Below are 15,785 nucleotides of genomic sequence, written 5' to 3'. Positions count from 1 at the left end.
GGGTCCTTATGCAGCCAGTGGGAGCCAGGGAAGAAGCAGCAGACCGAACAGCGCCACGGCGACCTGCAGGCCGAGGCAGATGGCCTGCCAGCGCAGCAGGCGCAAGGCGCCGTGACAGCGCGACAGCCAGTCGCGCTCGCGTCCGGCGGCCTTGAGCCGCAGTTCGTGCAGGCTCTGGTCGAGGGCGCGGGTGCGGCTGCTCAGGCGCCCGGCGTCTTCGGCCAGGTTGCCGATCAGCTCGGCATCCAGCGCCACGCGCAGGGCGTGGTACTTCTGCGCCAGGCCGAGGATCAGCAGCAGGGCGCAGAGCATGCCCGCCAGCAGCGGGTGGCGGGCCGCGACGAACAGGGGCGCCAGGCCAACGGCCAGGGCGATCAGGCTGATGCCGTCGGACAGGCGTTCGAGCTGGCGACCGCGTCGCAGCATGCGCGCGGTCAGGGCCAGTTGCGGTTCTTCGCTCATGGGCAGGTTCCCGGGGGCAATTGGGCCAGCAGGCGGCGATGGGCCGGGTGCAGCACCACGCCGGGGCGGGCACGGCGGATCAGCGCTTCGGCGCCCTCGACGTCGGCGCAGCGCCCGCTCAGCACCAGCCAGGCCGCCACCGCGCTGGCGCTGCGCGAGTAGCCGAGGGCGCAGCAGACCAGCAGCGGGCCATGGCCGCGCAAGGCTTCGATGGCCTGCGCGGCGTCACGGCAGAGGGTCGTGTCCGGCGCCACCAGGTCCAGGCTCGGCAGGCTGCGGTAATGCTGGCCAGGGGCGGGGTGTAGCGGCAGTTCGGCACACAGGTCGATCAGGCTGGCGAACTGTCCGGCTTCGCCGCGGGCCGGTAGACGACCGAGGAACACCCCGTCGCAGACCTCGTCGGCCTGGGGATGACGGCGGGTCCACAGGCGCGAATTGATCCAGGCCGCGGCCAGATAAGGCGCCAGCAGCCAGCGCACGGCGCAGGACTGGCGGCCATCGGCGCGTTTCTGGAAACCGCCGGCACCGATCAGCGCGTAGTTGCACGCCACCAGCAACAAGGCCACGCCGGGCCACAGCAACCACAGCCAGCTGCCCTGCAGGACGAAGGCCAGCGTGGCGAACAGGGCAGCACCGACGGCATAGCGCGCCGCCAGCCGATAACGCTGCGCCGAGGCCGGCAGGCGCGCCAGGCGCAGCGGCGAGACACCTTCCCGCGGCCACAGCCACAGGCACAGGAAACCGGCGAGGGCGCCGGTGGGCAGGTCGATGAAATGGTGCTGCCAGGTGGTCAGCACCGACAGCCCGATCAGCGCCATCCAGCCGTGCATCAGGCCACGCAGCCATAGGCCGCGGGTATGCCGGGCGAACATCGCCCAGATGATCACCAGCAGCGCGATATGCAGCGAGGGGGCCTGGTTGTAGGGCTTGTCGAAGCCCATCAGCACATCGAACAGCCAGCCGAACAGGCCTTCCAGTTCGGGGCGCTCGAAGGTGAAACGCAGCGGCCAGAGCAGGAAGCAGGCCACGCAGATCAGCTGGGCGCTGAGCAGGCGCAGGGCATGCAGGTCCATTTCCCGGCGGCTGTGCGGCAGCAGGAAGGACAGGCCGTAGAGCAGGTCGATCGACCAGTACGGCACGATGCTCCAGGGCCACAGGGGAATGCTGCGTTCCCAGGCGAACACCAGGCTGCCGACATCGTTGCGCTGGGCGGTGAAATGGTTGCTCAGGCCGTAGCTGAGAAAGAACAGCGGGCCGAGCAGGAGCAGCCAGAACACGCCGCGTCTGATCAGCCCGGCCTCCCGTGGCGCGTGCATCAGCGCACCCGCTGGGCGAGGCTGACGCTGAAGATGCCCCACTCGTCGATGCGCTGTTCCAGCTTGCGGAAGCCGGCGGCCGCCACCAGCTGGTCCATTTCCGCCTGGCTGCGCCGGCGCATGACCCACGGCTGGCCGTCGCGGTGGCTGGTCAGGGCGCGGGCGATCATCTGCAGTTGTGGGTGCCACGGCTGGCCGGTGTAGACCAGGTAGCCGCCGTCCTCGACGGCCTCCGCCAGGCCCGCGAGGGAGGCGCGGATCAGGTCGTTGTCGGGGAACAGCTCGTACAGCCCGGACACCACCGCCAGGGTCGGGCGCGGGTCGAGGGCGGCCAGGGAGGCGCGGTCGAAGGCGTCGCCGCGGACGAAACGGGCGATATCGGCCAGGCCCTTCTCGTCGATCAGCGCGCTGCCCTGGCTGACGTTCAGTTCGCTGTAGTCGCGCAGCAGGATCGAGTCGGGACGCTGCTCCAGGCCCTGCAGCGCTTCGAGGATGTAGCGGCCGTGGCCGGCGGCGATGTCGACGATGTGCACCGCGCGTCCTTGCCCGCGCAGGCGCTCGATGGCCAAGCGCAGCAGTTCTTCGGCGTGCAGCTTGCGCTGGCGGATGCCGCGCCAGCCGATGGCATCGAGGTAGTTGCGGTCCACCTGGCGGCCGAAGCCACCCTTGCCGGTCGGCTGGTTGCGGTACACGTAGTCCAGGGTGCTGCCGGAGTCGAAACCGGTATCGAAGCCCAGTCTGATGCCCTCGGAGAACTGCCGGCCCAGGCGCAGCGAGGCGCGGGTGGCCTGCCAGTAGAGGTTGGCCGGCGAGTACCTGGGCAATGGCGCGGCCAGGCTTTCGGCCTCGGCGCAGCTGGCGCCTTGGCGGTCGGCGGCGAGCAGCGACGGGCGGCTGGCCGGCTGCGCGAAGCATTCGCCGACGAAGCGGCGGATCCGCGCCAGGGCATGGCCGCGGTCGCGTTCGCCGAGGGTGTCGTGGAAGAAGCCGGGCAGGATGTGCTTTTCCTTGTGCAGGGTGCCAAGACGGTCGAAGAACTGTTCCTGCGGCTTGCGCCGGACGACGAAGTCGGACCCGGAAATCAGCACCTGGGTGGGAATCTGGATCGCCTGGGCATCGGCCACCACGCGGTCGGCGGCGTCGTACAGGCCGAGCAGCATGTTCACCGAGATCGGCCGGGCGATCAGCGGGTCACTGCGGTAGGACAGCACGCGCTCCGGGTCATGGGTGAGCAGTTGCGGTTTGACGTAGCTGTTGACGAAGAAGTTGCCGCGCCAGGCCCGCAGCAGCTTCAGGCCAGGTCGGGCGAAGGGCACGTAGAGCTTGATGTCGAAGGCCGGCGAGGCCAGCACCAGGCAGCGGACCCTGGGTGCGTAGTCGTGGGCCCAGGTCGTCACCAGCACGGCGCCGACGCTCTGCGCGAGCACGGCGATGTCCTCCTCGGCGATGCCGTGCTGTTGGCCGATATGCGTGATGAAGGTCTGCACGTCGCGCACGCTGTGGGCGAAGCCCGGGCTGTCGCCGCGGGTGCCGGGGGACTGGCCGTGGCCGCGGGCGTCCCAGGCGAAGAAGTCGTGGTCGGGCAGGTTCAGCTCGTCCACCAGGTGGGCCATGCGTCCGCCGTGCTCGTGGCCGCGATGGAACAGCACCAGCGCGCGTTTTTCCTGGCCCGGCTCGCGTTGCGCCGGCCAATGGCGGTAGAACAGCTCGACGCCGTCATGGGTGGTGAAGTGCAGCGAGTGCGCCTGGCGCATGGGACGTTTCCTTATCCGGCGGGGAGATCAGCGGGTTTCGGCCAGACCGCGGCGCACCCGGTTGTACAGGGTATAGAGGCAAAGCAGGAGGACCACCAGCAGCACGCCGTCGACCCAGGCGGCGGGCACGGCGCAGGCCACCGCCAGGCCGAGGGCGCCGAAGACGAAGGCGCGGTCGCTCTTGCCCATGGGGCCGTCGTAGCGTCGCGAGGCCCCGGCCAGCGGGCCCATGACCCCGGCGTATTCGCTGACCAGGGCGGCGATCACGACCAGCACCACCAGCAGCGGCGAAACCCCGGGCAGCAGGGCGAAGGGCAGGTACAGGGCGCTGTCGGCGATGATGTCGCAGAGTTCGTTGAGGTAGGCACCGAGGCGCGACTGCTGGCCGAACTCGCGGGCGAGCATGCCGTCGACCGCGTTCAGCGCCATGCGCAGGAGCATCCACAGCGGCAGCAGGGCGAACAGCCAGGGGTGTTGCGGACCCCAGGCGAGCAGCAGGCCGAGCAGCACCGAGACCACGGCGGCGAACAGGGTCACCTGGTTGGCGGTGACGCCGCGTTGCTGCAGGCGGGTGACGCCAGGACGCAGCAGCGCCTGGAAACGCGGTTTGAGCTGGTAGATGGATGGCACGCGACTGACTTCCTTGAATTTTTCCCGGTGGCCTGGACAAGCGTAAGCGCGAAACTGTGCTTTTCCAGCGCGCCGTCGTACAGCGAGTCGAGCGGGAAATGTTACCCAGTGCAAATTTTCGGTTAATATACGAAGCATCTACATTTCGTATAGGAGATTTCCGTGGGTATCGTAAAGATCTCGGAATCCATGCATGAGAGCCTTCGCGTAGCGAGCAACGCCCTCAGTCGCTCGATCAACGCCCAGGCCGAACACTGGATGCGCATCGGCATGCTCGCCGAACTGCACCCGGACCTGAACCACAACGAAATCTGCCGCCTGCTGATCCAGGCCGAGCAACAGGGCGGCCTCGATCTCAAGCGTGTCTGCGCCCTCGAAGGCACGCCCATCGCCCTTGCCATGGAGGCCCAGCATTGAAAGGTGTGACATTTCACTCGAAAGAACAGATCGCCCAGGCCCGGGTCGCCGCGGAACTGGCCGCCGACGTGCTGGCGATGATCGCCCCGCATGTGCAGCCGGGGATCAGCACCGATGAGCTGGACCGCATCTGCCACGACTACATCGTCAACGTGCAGAAGGCCATTCCGGCCAACGTCGGCTACCACGGTTTTCCCAAGACCCTGTGCGTGTCGGTCAACGAGGTGGTCTGCCACGGCATCCCCTCGTCGCGGGTGCTGCAGGAGGGCGACATCGTCAATATCGACACCGCGGTGATCAAGGACGGCTGGTTCGGCGATACCAGCCGCATGTATGCCGTGGGCCAGATCAGCGCCGAGGCGCGGCGCCTGGTGGACGTGACCTTCGAGGCCATGTGGGCGGGGATTCGCACGGTGAAGCCGGGGGCGACCCTCGGCGATGTCGGCCATGCGATCCAGACGGTGGGCGAGGGCGCCGGTTTCAGCGTGGTACGCGAGTACTGCGGGCACGGCATCGGGCGCATCTACCACGACGAACCGCAGGTCCTGCACTTCGGCCAGCCCGGCTACGGCATGAAGCTCAAGCCGGGGATGATCTTCACCATCGAGCCGATGCTCAACGCCGGCAAGCGCCAGACCCAGACCCTGGCCGACCGCTGGACCGTGGTCACCCGCGACAGCTCGCTGTCGGCGCAGTGGGAGCACATGGTGGCGGTGACCGAGGATGGCTTCGAGGTGCTGACCACCTGGCCGGAAGATCGCTAGCCCTGGCGCACCAGCCAGTTCAGCACTTCGTCCCACAGTGGCTCACTGCCTTCGCGGAAATAGCCCATGTGCCCCAGCCCGCGTCCCGGCGTCGGGCGCAGGTCGCGCAGGGTCAGCGGCGCATTGCGGTAGGCCTTGACGAAGGCGTCCCGGGAGCGCGGCGGTGCCCAGGGATCGTCCAATGCGGTGGCGAAGACGCAGGGCATGCGGACCCTGGCGTAGGCGTCGTGCAGCGGCTGCATGTCCGGGTCGTCGAAGTAGTAGTGCGGGTAGCGGCACCAGCGTTTCCAGTCGCGGTACACCCCCAGCGGCAGGTCGTCGCCCATGCCCAGCAGGCTCCAGGCCATGTAACCCCGGCAGGCAACGATCAACGGCAGGACGCAGCCCCACAGCAGGCGTACCTTGAGCGCTTCGCGCGGGGGCATCCAGCCGGCCCAGCCGGCACCGCTACCGAAGCTGTAGCAGGCGCTGATGGCCGAGGGGTCGGGCAGCAGGCCGATGGCATGGCCGCCGAAGGAGTGCCCGACCCAGTACAGCGGCAGTTTGTCCGCGGCCAGCAGTTCGACCGCGGCGGCGAGGTCCTGGCGGGCCCAGTCCAGGTAGGACATCTCGAAGTCCTTGAGTGAGGCCGGGCGTGACTGGCCGACGCCGCGATAGTCGAGGGTCAGCACAGTGAACCCCTGGCGCGCAGCGTGCTCGGCGAAGCGTCGATAGAAGCGTTGCTGCACGCCGGTGGCGCCGGCCATGATCAGGTTGCCGCGGGGCGTGCCGCAGGCGTCGTAGCGGGTGGCGGCGAGGGCGTAGCCGTCGCGGGTGGTGAGGCGGATCTGCACGTTTTTCCCTTCTGTTCGGGGTGGATTCGATGGCGTCATCGCTGGCAAGCCAGCTCCCACAGGGCCCCTGTCAAATCAACGAGTTACCTGCCGTTCTGGCAGCGCTGGCCTGTCAGCGATGAAGTCAGCCGGCTTTCAACGACCTTTGAACACCGCCTCGCGCTTCTGCATCATCGCCATCACGCCCTCCCGCGCATCCTCGCTGCGGATCAGCCTGAGCATCTGTTCGTCGAGCAGTGCCAGGGCCGCGGCATCGCCCTGGTCCTGCGCGACAAAGGCCGACTCCAGGGTGGCCTGGACGCCCAGCGGCGCGGCGCGGGCAACCTTGTCGGCGAGCTCGATGGCCCGCTGCAGCGCCTGTCCCGGCTCGACCACCTCGCTCACCAGGCGCATGCGCAGGGCCTCGGCGGCATCGAATTCATCGCCGCTGAGCAGGTAGCGCATGGCCGTGCTCCATCCCGCCGCGCGGGTGAAGCGCACGCTGGATCCGCCCAGCGGGGCGATGCCGCGCAGCACTTCCAGATGGGCGAAGCGCGCGTCGCGCTCGGCGACGACGATATCGGCGTTGAGCATCAGCTCGATACCGGCGGTCCAGCAGGTGCCGTTCACCGCGACCACCACCGGCTTGCGCCGCCGCGTGCCGCTGACACCCCAGGGATCGAGGCCGCCGGCCGGGTAGGCGAAGGCACCGCCGGCCAGCTTCGGCGCCAGTTCCATCAGGTCCAGCCCGGCGGTGAAGTGCGCGCCATGAGCGAACAGCACCGCGCAACGCAGTTCAGCGTTGCCCTCGTACTCGCCCAGGGCCAGCGACAGGTCGCTCAGCAGTGCACTGTCGAAGGCGTTGCGCTTGCCGGCCCGGTCCAGGCCGATAAGCAGCAGTTGGCCGCGCTGTTCACGAGTGACCCGGCCCGGGCCGCTGTTGGCTTCAGTCATTCCTTGCTCTCCTGCGATGATGGGTTACTTACCGTTTGTTTGGTTTGCGCGTTGAAACTAAACAAACGTTTGGTAATCGTCAAATTGAGCAGGGCAGGCTTATACCCTAGAATCACCGGCCTTGATCGAGAGACCGGTTTTCCCATGCGCCCGCCGAAGATTTCCCGCGACGATTTGCTCAATCAGTGCGCCATCACCTTCAAGCGCCTCGGTTACCACGGCACCACCATGGATACCCTGGCGACGGCCTGTGGCCTGACCAAGGCGTCGTTCTATCACCACTATCCGAACAAGGAGTCGCTGCTGCGCGACGTCCTCGAATGGACCCACCGCGGCCTGGCCGTGCATCTGTTCAGCATCGCCGAGGACCCGCGCCTGAGTCCCGCCGAGCGCCTGGCGAAGATGGGACGCAAGGCCCTGCGCCTGTTCCAGGACGATGCCATCGGCTGCCTGATGGGGGTGGTGGCGGTGGACGCAAGCTATGGCAAGCCGGAACTGATGACGCCGATCCGCGCTTTCTTCGCCGACTGGGCGGCCGCCTGCACGCGGCTGTTCGCGGCGCTGGAGGGGGCCGAGGAACTGGGCCAGCAACTGGTCGCCGACTACGAGGGAGCGATCCTTCTGGCGCGGATCCACGGGGATCCGGCCTACATCGAACGGGTGACCCGCCGGGCCCTGAAACTGCTGGCGGATTGAGGAGCCCATTGATGCGCTACGACCTCACCAGCCTCGACCTGTTCATCACCGTCGCCCAGGAGCGCAATCTCACCCGCGCCGCGCGGATCAAGCATCTGGCGGTGTCGGCGATCAGCAAGCGGATCAGCGAGCTGGAGGCGCAGATCGGCTCGCCGTTGCTGATCCGCAACGCCCGCGGCGTCGACCTGACCCCGGCCGGACAGTCGCTGCTGTTCTACGCCCGCCAGCTCAAGCAGACCCTGGCCCAGCTCGACAGCGAACTGGGCGAGTACGCCAGCGGGGTCAAGGGGCATATCCGCATCCACGCGATCACCTCGGCGCTGTCGCAGTTCCTGCCCCAGGATGTAGCCGCCTTCGCCGCGCTGTATCCGCAGATCAAGTTCGACATCGAGGAGCGGGTCGGCTCGGCGGTGGTGCGCGCGGTGGCCGATGGTCGCGCCGATCTCGGCATCATCGCTGCGCAGACTGCCGCCCAGGGACTTGAGACCTTGCCGTACCGGCGCGACCAGCTGGTGCTGGTGGTGCCCGCCGACCACATCCTGGCCCAGCGCAAGCGCGTGGCGTTCCGTGATGCCCTGGAGCACGAGTTCGTCGGCCCGCACCTGGAAAGCTCGGTGCACAACCTGCTCACCCGCGAGGCAGAGAAACTCGACCTGCCGCTACGCCTGCGCATCCGCATCAGCAGCTTCGACTGCATGTGCCGCCTGGTCTCCAATGGTCTTGGCGTGGCGGTGCTGCCGCGCAGCGTGGTCAGCCAGTACCAGCGCAGCCATGGGCTCAAGGCGCTGGCCCTGGACGAACCCTGGGCCGAGCGCTCGCTGCTCCTGGCCTTCCGCAAATATGACGCGGCGTCGCCAACCCTGCGTACCTTCATCGACCATCTGCAAACGGCCTGAGTCCATTGGGGCTGCAAAGCAGCCCCAGAAGTATCACCAGCGTTCTCGTTTGGAGAACGCTACCATGGTGATTGATCAATTTTCATCCCTTCGCCCAGCTCCTAGTATCGGCCCCATCGACGGTGTCCGGCCTCTGCCCGGTCCCGCCAACGACTAAAAAAAGCCGAGCGATGAGCGCATGACCGAGACAGCCCGCGACCTTCTTTCCTCCCTGGTGATCGACCAGCAGGTCTTCGCCTACGTCGACCTCGACAAGCTGCTTGGCCCCGAGCAACTGGCACGCCTGCCGTATTCGATCCGCATCCTCCTGGAGAACGTCGCGCGCTGCTCGCCGCGGGCTCTGCCGTCGGTACTGCTGCGTGCCATCGGCGAAGGCCCGGTCTGCGAGGTGCCGTTCCAGCCCAACCGCCTGATGTTCCACGACACCACCTGCCTGCCGGCGCTGGCCGATTTCGCCGGGATGCGCGACGTGGTCGCCGAGCTGGGCGGCGATCCGCAGGCGATGAACCCGCTGATTCCGGCGGTGCTGACCATCGACCATTCGGTGATCGTCGAGCATTACGCCCAGGCCGATGCGGTCGAGGCCAACCTGGACATCGATTTCCGCCGCAACAGCGAGCGCTACCGCTTCATCAAGTGGGCGCAGAAGAGCCTGGACAACTTCGGCGTGATTCCACCGGGTACCGGGATCATTCACCAGATGAACATGGAGGTCCTGGCCAGGGTGGTCTGGGAAAGCCGCAGCGCCGATGGCCGGCGCCTGCTGCACCCGGACGACATGGTCGCCACCGACAGCCACACTCCGATGATCAATGCCATCGGCGTGCTCGGCTGGGGTGTCGGCGGTCTCGAAGGGCAGGCGGCGATGGTCGGCGAGCCGGTGCCGATCAGCTTCCCCGAGGTCATCGGTATCCGCCTGCGCAATGCCCTGCGCCCGGGCGTCACCGCCACCGACCTGGCCCTGCACGTGGCCGAGATCCTGCGTCGGCGTTCGGTGGTGGGCAAGTTCGTCGAGTTCACCGGGCCCGGTCTCTCGACCCTGGGCTGGGCGGCCCGTGGCACGGTGGCGAACATGGCCCCGGAATACGGCGCCACCGTGGTGTTCTTCCCGTTCGACGACGAAACCCTGAATTACCTGGAGCTCAGCGGCCGTCCCGACGAACTGCGCCGGCAGATCATGGCCTACATGAAAGCCCAGCCGCTGTGGCGCCGCGATGACCTGCCCGAGCCGCAGTTCGATGAGCTGATCGAACTCGACCTGGCCAGCCTCGAACCCAGCGTCGCCGGCCCGCACCAGCCGCATCAGCGCCAGTCGCTGGCGGACGCCGGCGCGTCGTTCCGCAAGGCTGTGCTGGGTGGCGAGGGGCTGATCGCCGGTCCCGCCGCGCAGAGCTTCTTCGAGCCCTCGTTCGGCGAGGCTATCGGCCATGGCGCGGTGGTGATGGCAGCCATCACCAGTTGCACCAACACCGCCAACCCGTCGCTGATGATCCAGGCCGGCCTGCTGGCCCGGCGTGCCCGCCAGCTTGGCCTGCAACCCAAGCCATGGGTGAAAACCTCGCTGTCCCCTGGCTCGCGGGTGGTCGCCGACTACCTGGCCGAGGCCGGGCTGCTGGAGGACTTCGCCGCTTTGGGCTTCGACCTGGCCGGCTTCGGCTGCATGACCTGCATCGGCAACTCCGGCAAGCTCCAGACGCATGTCGAGGATTTCGCCGACCAGGGCCTCAAGGGCGTGGTGGTGCTGTCCGGCAACCGCAACTTCGAAGGCCGGGTCAACCCGAAGGTGCCCGCCGGCTACCTGGCGTCGCCGGCCCTGTGCGTGGCCTACGCCATCGCCGGGCGCATCGATATCGACCTGACCCGTGATCCGCTGGGCATGGGCGCCGATGGTCAGCCGATCTACCTGCATGACCTGATGCCGACGGATGCCGCGGTGGCCGGGCAGGTGGCGCGGGTGGTGCGTCCGGAATTCTTCCGGCAGCGCCTGGCCAGCGTCTGGGACGGTAGCCATCACTGGCAGGCGCTGTCTGCCGAGGGCAGCGTGCGCTTTGCCTGGAGCGCGCAATCGACCTACCTGCGGCGCCCGCAGTACCTCGCCGATATCCAGGCACAGGCCAAGGCCAGCCTGGCCATCGAGGGCGCGCGGGTACTCATGGTGCTCGGCGACAACGTCACCACCGACCATATCTCGCCGGCCGGGGCGATCCCCGCGACCAGCCTGGCCGGGCAATGGCTGCTGGCGCATGGCGAGGACCCGCAGGACCTCAACCAGTATTCGACCCGGCGCAGCAACCACGAAGTCATGCTGCGCGGGGCCTTCACCAACAAGTCGGTGAAGAACCGCCTGCTCGGCGACGAACAGCCGGGGCAGGGCGCCTGGGCCTGGACCGCGGACCGGCAGCAGTGCCTGCCGCTGTACGAGGCGGCGAAAAGCTATGCCGCCGAAGGCACGCCGTTGGTGGTGTTCGCCGGGATCAACTACGGCGCCGGCTCCAGCCGCGACTGGGCGGCCAAGGCCCAGGCGCTGCTTGGAGTAAAGGCGGTGGTGGCGCGCAGCATCGAGCGGATCCACCGCAGCAACCTGATCGGCATGGGGGTGATTCCGTTGCAGTTCCGCGAGGGGCAGGGCGTGGACGACCTGCGCCTGGACGGCAGCGAGCAGCTGGATTTCCTCGGGCTGGATGACCTGCAGGTCGGCGACAACCCGGTGACCCTGTTGATCCACCGGGCCTCGGGCGGGCGCCAGGAGATCGGGCTGGGGGTGAGGATCGATTCGTTGCAGGAGGTTCGCTACCTGCGCAATGGCGGGGTGCTGCCCTATGTGATCCGCAAGGTGGTGGCCAGAACCAAGTCCTGAGTCGCCCCTATCGCGAGCAACGCACCGCGGACCTTGTGGGAGCGGGCATTGCCCGCGATGAGGCCCTGAAGAACAACAACAGTTTTCGGAGACACCCATGTACGCCTACGTCGGCTCCCGCACCACCCGTGAACGCAATGCCCGCGGCGATGGCATCAGTGTCTTCGCCGTCGACCAGGAGCAGGGCCGCCTGACCCTGGTGCAACTGGTCGAGGACCTGGTCAACCCCTCGTTCCTCACCCTCAACCGGCGTGGCGACCGCCTCTATGCAGTGCACGGCGATCGCAGCGAAGTCAGCGCCTTCCGCGTCGACCCGGCCAGCGGCCAGCTGAGTTTCCTCAACCGCCAGAGCTGCGAGGGCAAGAACCCGGTGCACCTGGCCCTGGACCCCAGCGAGCGCTTCCTGGTGGTGTCCAATCATGTCAGCGGCACCCTGGCCGTTCTTGAGGTCAATGCCGACGGCGCCCTTGGCGCCCTGGTCCAGCTGGTCGCCCTGCACGGCCCCCTCGGCCCGCACCGGGTCGAGCAGGCATTCGCCAAACCGCATTTCAATCTGTTCGATGGCAGCGGCCAGTTCGTCCTGGTGCCGGACAAGGGCCTGGACCGGATCTTCGTGTTCCGTTTCGACGACGGTCGCCTGGTGCCCACCGAGCAGGGTTTCGTCGCCAGCCGTGAAGGTGCCGGGCCGCGGCATGTCGCCATGCACCCACGGGCGCCGCTGGCCTTCGCCCTCAACGAGCTGGATTCGACGCTCACCAGCTATCGCTTCGACCCGGCGAGTGGCGCCCTGCAGCCGGTGCAGGTGGTGCCCTCGCTGCCGTCGAGCCACACCGGCAACAGCCGCGCGGCGGAGCTGGAGATCAGTGCCGACGGGCGCTTTCTCTACGCCTCCAACCGTGGCAGCGACAGCATCGCGGTCTTTGCCATCGACGCTGCCAGCGGCCGGCTCGAGCCCGTGCAGTTCGCCGCGAGCGGCGGGCAGACCCCGCGCTTCTTCACCCTGACGCCCAACCAGCGTTTTCTCTTCGCTCTCAATGAAGACAGCGATTCCATCGTCGCCCTGGCCGTCGACCCTCGGTCCGGCTGCCTGAGCGACAGCGGTTTCAGCCTGGGCACCGGCAGTCCGGTGTGCATGGTCTTTTCCGCCTGATCCATCCGGGTTTCGGCCCGGTCACTACAAAAAAGCACGGAGCGGGCGCAAGCTAGCTTCCCGAGAGGTCGCCATGAACAAGAACAATACGCTCGATGAACACGCGATCGTCCGCAAGGTCACCTGGCGGATCATCCCCTTCGTTTTCCTGCTCTACATCGTCTCCTACCTGGATCGCGCCAACATCGGCTACGCCGCGCTGGAGATGAACAAGGACCTGGCCCTGAGCAGCGAGGCCTTCGGCTTCATCTCCGGGATCTTCTTCATCGGCTACTTCCTCTTCGAAGTGCCGAGCAACGTGATGCTCAACAAGTTCGGCGCGCGGGTGTGGATCGCGCGGATCCTGGTGACCTGGGGCCTGATCGCCGCCGGCACCGCGTTCGCGCAGAGCGCCGAACAGCTGTATGTGCTGCGCTTTCTCCTCGGTGTGGCCGAGGCCGGGTTCTTCCCCGGGGTGATCGTCTACCTGACCTACTGGTTCCGCTCCAGAGAGCTGGCGACCACCGTGGCCCTGTTCACCGCGGCGATCCCGGTCAGCTACATCATCGGCGCACCGCTTTCCACCTGGATCATGGACAACGTCAAGTGGTTCGACTGGAGCGGCTGGCGCTGGATGCTGTTCCTCGAAGGCATTCCTGCCGTGCTGCTGGGCATCGCCTGCTACTTCTTCCTCACCGACAAGCCGGAACAGGCCAGGTGGCTCAAACCGGAGGAAAAGGAATGGCTGCTCGCCGAGCTTGAGCGCGACCGCCAAGGCCGCAAGAACGTCAAGAGCCTGGGCGTGTTCAGGACCATGACCAACCCCAAGGTGCTCTACCTGGCCTTCATCTACTTCGTCTACCAGTGCGGCAGCCTCGGCGTCGGCTACTGGATGCCGCAGATCATCAAGGGCTTCTCCAGCAGCCTGAGCCACACCGAGATCGGCCTGATCGCCATGCTGCCGTACATCGTCGCCACCGTGGCCATGGTCCTCTGGTCGCGCAGTTCCGACCGGCGCAACGAGCGCAAGCTGCACTCGGCGCTGCCGCTGCTGGTGGCCGCGCTGGGCCTGGTGGGGGCCGGGATGCTGGGCAGTCCGCTGCTGTCGATGGCGATGATCTGTGTCGCGCTGTCCGGGCTGTACAGCTTCAAGTCGCCGTTCTGGGCGCTGCCGACGCTGTTCCTCGACCGCACCACGGCGGCGGTGTCGATCGCCGTGATCAACTCCATCGGCAACCTCGGCGGCTTCGTCGGGCCGTCGATGATCGGCGTGGTCAAGGGTAATAGCCAGAGCGCGGCGACCGGGTTGCTGTTCCTCAGCGGGTTGCTGGCGATTGCCTTCCTGATGACGGCCCTGATGCGGGTGAACAACAAGGAGTCGGGTCAGCCAGTGGCAGCTTCGGCGCATTGATTATCGGGGACCGCTCTGCGGTCCTTCGCGGGCAAGCCACGCTCCTACAGGGCATGCGCAGGCCGTGAGTAGGAGCGTGGCTTGCCCGCGAAGGCCTGCAAGGCAGGCCCAAAACCATTCAACCAAATCTTCCTGCCTGGCCTCCGATCCCGTGGGCCACGGCACCCCCATACCTATAAAAAGCGGAACCCGCCGATGCACAACAACAAGAAGATCATCACCACCCTCGTCACCCTGACCCCCTGCCTGGCCAGCGCCGCGGGCTCCATCGAGGACAGCAAGGCCAGCCTGCAGACCTCCAGTTACTACTTCAACCGAGACTTTCGCGACGGTGCCGGGCAGAACAAGCGCGAGGAGTGGGCCCAGGGCTTCATCCTCGACCTGCGCTCCGGCTATACCGCCGGCACCGTCGGCTTCGGCCTCGACGCCATGGGCCTGCTCGGCCTCAAGCTGGATTCCAGTCCCGACCGCACCGGCAGCGGCCTGCTGCCGACCCACGACGATGGTCGCGCCGCCGATGAATTCGGCCGGGTCGGCCTGACCGCCAAGGTGCGCATCGCCAACAGCGAACTGAAGTACGGCACCCTGATTCCCAAGCTGCCGACCCTGCAGGCCAACACCGGGCGGATCCTGCCGCAGACCTTCGACGGCGGCCTGCTGACGGTCAAGGGCATCGCCGACCTGACCCTGAGCGGCGCCCGCTTCGAGCGCATGACCGACCGTGATTCGACCAACGCCGTCGGCCTGACCCTGAACAACAAGAACCGCCGCTTCCGCGCCGCCGCCGAGGGTGATGCGCTGCTGATCGGCGGTGCCGACTACGCCCTCGGCAAGCAGACGGTGCTCAGCTACCAGTATGCCGGGCTGGAAGAGGTCTATCGCCAGCACTTCCTCGGCCTGGTCCATACCCTGGCCGTCGGGCCCGGCAAGCTGAAGAGCGATGTGCGCTACATGCTCAGCGACGACAGCGGCGCCGCCCGTGGCGGACGCATCGACAGCGGGGCCTTGAGCGGCATGTTCACCTATAGCCTGGGCGGGCATGCCTTCGGCGTGGGCTTGCAGAAGATGAACGGCGATACCTCGATGCCGTTCATCAATGGCACCGACCCATACCTGGCCAACTACATCCAGATCAATGACTTCGCCGAGCCGGGGGAGCGTTCCTGGCAGGTGCGCTATGACTATGATTTCAGCGCCGTCGGTATCCCTGGTCTGACCTTCATGAGCCGTTATGTAAAGGGCGACCACGCCGATGCCGCGACTTCGGCCAACCCCGGGCGCGAGTGGGAGCGCAATACCGATGTGGGGTATGTGTTCCAGGACGGGGTGCTGAAGAATGTCGGCATCAAGTGGCGCAATGCGGCCTATCGCTCGAGCTTCGCCCGGGGTGCCGACGAGAATCGCCTGATCGTTTCCTATACCTTGCCTATCTGGTAAGCCTTGAGGACCTCATCGCGGGCAACGCCCGCTCCCACAGGGTTCGGTGTTGCCGCGGACATTGTGGGAGCGGGCGTTGCCCGCGATGAGGCCCGAGAGATCACCCTCATCGCTGGAGTCCAACATGCCCCTTGTAACCCCCGCCATCCTCCAGGAACTCGCCCCCGACGGCGTGCTGCGCGCCGCCATCAACTTCGGCAACCCGGTCCTTGCCCAGCGCGGTGCCGACGGCGAGCCCCAGGGCGTCTCC

14 protein-coding genes and 1 pseudogene are annotated in these 15,785 nt (G+C 67.1%); 9 read left to right on the top strand and 6 right to left on the bottom strand.

Features of this window, described 5'->3' with window-relative positions:
- Positions 1 to 6 precede the first annotated feature (6 nt).
- The 4 genes from RTI28_RS29125 to RTI28_RS29110 are packed head-to-tail and all read right to left on the bottom strand — an operon-like array spanning position 7 to position 4,162.
- Positions 7 to 462, bottom strand: coding sequence for a hypothetical protein (locus RTI28_RS29125; protein ID WP_316923702.1), 456 nt, complete (start codon positions 460 to 462; stop codon positions 7 to 9).
- Complete coding sequence (locus RTI28_RS29120; RefSeq protein ID WP_316923701.1) at positions 459 to 1,778, bottom strand: phosphatase PAP2/dual specificity phosphatase family protein; 1,320 nt, start codon at positions 1,776 to 1,778, stop codon at positions 459 to 461. The genes RTI28_RS29125 and RTI28_RS29120 overlap by 4 nt, the downstream gene beginning before the upstream one ends.
- Entirely contained in the window at positions 1,778 to 3,532 is a 1,755-nt protein-coding gene (locus tag RTI28_RS29115; protein ID WP_316923700.1) for a bifunctional alpha/beta hydrolase/class I SAM-dependent methyltransferase, read from the bottom strand. Before RTI28_RS29115 ends, RTI28_RS29120 begins: the two co-directional genes overlap by 1 nt.
- A gap of 27 nt (positions 3,533 to 3,559) precedes the next feature.
- Positions 3,560 to 4,162 carry a CDP-alcohol phosphatidyltransferase family protein gene (locus tag RTI28_RS29110; RefSeq protein ID WP_316923699.1) on the bottom strand — a complete coding sequence of 201 codons (603 nt, stop codon included), beginning with the start codon at positions 4,160 to 4,162 and terminating at the stop codon, positions 3,560 to 3,562.
- Positions 4,163 to 4,324: 162 nt separating this feature from the next.
- On the opposite strand from RTI28_RS29110, the gene RTI28_RS29105 reads away from it, so the two are divergent.
- The gene (locus RTI28_RS29105; RefSeq protein ID WP_042130507.1) at positions 4,325 to 4,579 is read left to right on the top strand and encodes a ParD-like family protein; all 255 of its coding nucleotides are present in this window, start codon (positions 4,325 to 4,327) and stop codon (positions 4,577 to 4,579) included.
- Positions 4,576 to 5,343 (top strand): type I methionyl aminopeptidase, encoded by a 768-nt coding sequence (map, locus tag RTI28_RS29100; protein WP_316923698.1) that lies wholly within the window; start codon positions 4,576 to 4,578, stop codon positions 5,341 to 5,343. The genes RTI28_RS29105 and map overlap by 4 nt, the downstream gene beginning before the upstream one ends.
- Here map and RTI28_RS29095 read toward each other — a convergent pair.
- The gene (locus RTI28_RS29095) at positions 5,340 to 6,215 is read right to left on the bottom strand and encodes an alpha/beta fold hydrolase (protein ID WP_401254103.1); all 876 of its coding nucleotides are present in this window, start codon (positions 6,213 to 6,215) and stop codon (positions 5,340 to 5,342) included. The two genes, map and RTI28_RS29095, sit on opposite strands and share 4 nt — an antisense overlap.
- 96 nt (positions 6,216 to 6,311) lie before the next feature.
- Positions 6,312 to 7,109 carry a crotonase/enoyl-CoA hydratase family protein gene (locus RTI28_RS29090; RefSeq protein WP_316923696.1) on the bottom strand — a complete coding sequence of 266 codons (798 nt, stop codon included), beginning with the start codon at positions 7,107 to 7,109 and terminating at the stop codon, positions 6,312 to 6,314.
- A 144-nt stretch (positions 7,110 to 7,253) separates the two neighbouring features.
- Here RTI28_RS29090 and RTI28_RS29085 point away from each other — a divergent pair, with 144 nt between their 5' ends.
- The 7 genes and pseudogenes from RTI28_RS29085 to RTI28_RS29055 form a co-directional block, all read left to right on the top strand.
- On the top strand, positions 7,254 to 7,805 hold the full coding sequence (locus tag RTI28_RS29085) for a TetR/AcrR family transcriptional regulator (RefSeq protein ID WP_316923695.1): 552 nt from the start codon (positions 7,254 to 7,256) through the stop codon (positions 7,803 to 7,805).
- Positions 7,806 to 7,816: 11 nt separating this feature from the next.
- Positions 7,817 to 8,701, top strand: a complete 885-nt coding sequence (locus tag RTI28_RS29080; protein WP_316923694.1) for a LysR family transcriptional regulator — start codon at positions 7,817 to 7,819, stop codon at positions 8,699 to 8,701.
- 178 nt (positions 8,702 to 8,879) lie between these two features.
- A complete protein-coding gene (acnA, locus tag RTI28_RS29075) occupies positions 8,880 to 11,558 on the top strand; it encodes an aconitate hydratase AcnA (RefSeq protein WP_316923693.1) in 2,679 nt (892 codons plus the stop codon).
- A gap of 97 nt (positions 11,559 to 11,655) precedes the next feature.
- Positions 11,656 to 12,708 carry a lactonase family protein gene (locus RTI28_RS29070; RefSeq protein ID WP_316923692.1) on the top strand — a complete coding sequence of 351 codons (1,053 nt, stop codon included), beginning with the start codon at positions 11,656 to 11,658 and terminating at the stop codon, positions 12,706 to 12,708.
- Between the two features lie 73 nt (positions 12,709 to 12,781).
- Positions 12,782 to 14,098, top strand: a complete 1,317-nt coding sequence (locus tag RTI28_RS29065; RefSeq protein ID WP_316923691.1) for an MFS transporter — start codon at positions 12,782 to 12,784, stop codon at positions 14,096 to 14,098.
- A gap of 195 nt (positions 14,099 to 14,293) precedes the next feature.
- Positions 14,294 to 15,535, top strand: a complete 1,242-nt coding sequence (locus RTI28_RS29060) for an OprD family porin (protein ID WP_316923690.1) — start codon at positions 14,294 to 14,296, stop codon at positions 15,533 to 15,535.
- Positions 15,536 to 15,659: 124 nt separating this feature from the next.
- A pseudogene (locus RTI28_RS29055) lies at positions 15,660 to 15,785 on the top strand (restriction endonuclease); the annotation flags it as partial.

The sequence above is a fragment of the Pseudomonas sp. zfem002 genome (assembly GCF_032621685.1).
GTDB lineage: Bacteria > Pseudomonadota > Gammaproteobacteria > Pseudomonadales > Pseudomonadaceae > Aquipseudomonas > Aquipseudomonas japonica.
This window is presented reverse-complemented; position numbering and strand designations above follow the sequence as displayed.

Excerpts from the sequence above, each read along its gene's own strand:
- RTI28_RS29095 (WP_401254103.1), bottom strand. The coding sequence starts at position 6,215 with ATGACGCCATCGAATCCACCCCGAACAGAAGGGAAAAACGTGCAGATC.
- RTI28_RS29085 (WP_316923695.1), top strand. The coding sequence starts at position 7,254 with ATGCGCCCGCCGAAGATTTCCCGCGACGATTTGCTCAATCAGTGCGCC.
- RTI28_RS29120 (WP_316923701.1), bottom strand. The coding sequence starts at position 1,778 with ATGCACGCGCCACGGGAGGCCGGGCTGATCAGACGCGGCGTGTTCTGG.
- RTI28_RS29060 (WP_316923690.1), top strand. The coding sequence starts at position 14,294 with ATGCACAACAACAAGAAGATCATCACCACCCTCGTCACCCTGACCCCC.
- RTI28_RS29070 (WP_316923692.1), top strand. The coding sequence starts at position 11,656 with ATGTACGCCTACGTCGGCTCCCGCACCACCCGTGAACGCAATGCCCGC.
- RTI28_RS29125 (WP_316923702.1), bottom strand. The coding sequence starts at position 462 with ATGAGCGAAGAACCGCAACTGGCCCTGACCGCGCGCATGCTGCGACGC.
- acnA (WP_316923693.1), top strand. The coding sequence starts at position 8,880 with ATGACCGAGACAGCCCGCGACCTTCTTTCCTCCCTGGTGATCGACCAG.
- RTI28_RS29090 (WP_316923696.1), bottom strand. The coding sequence starts at position 7,109 with ATGACTGAAGCCAACAGCGGCCCGGGCCGGGTCACTCGTGAACAGCGC.
- RTI28_RS29065 (WP_316923691.1), top strand. The coding sequence starts at position 12,782 with ATGAACAAGAACAATACGCTCGATGAACACGCGATCGTCCGCAAGGTC.
- RTI28_RS29115 (WP_316923700.1), bottom strand. The coding sequence starts at position 3,532 with ATGCGCCAGGCGCACTCGCTGCACTTCACCACCCATGACGGCGTCGAG.
- RTI28_RS29080 (WP_316923694.1), top strand. The coding sequence starts at position 7,817 with ATGCGCTACGACCTCACCAGCCTCGACCTGTTCATCACCGTCGCCCAG.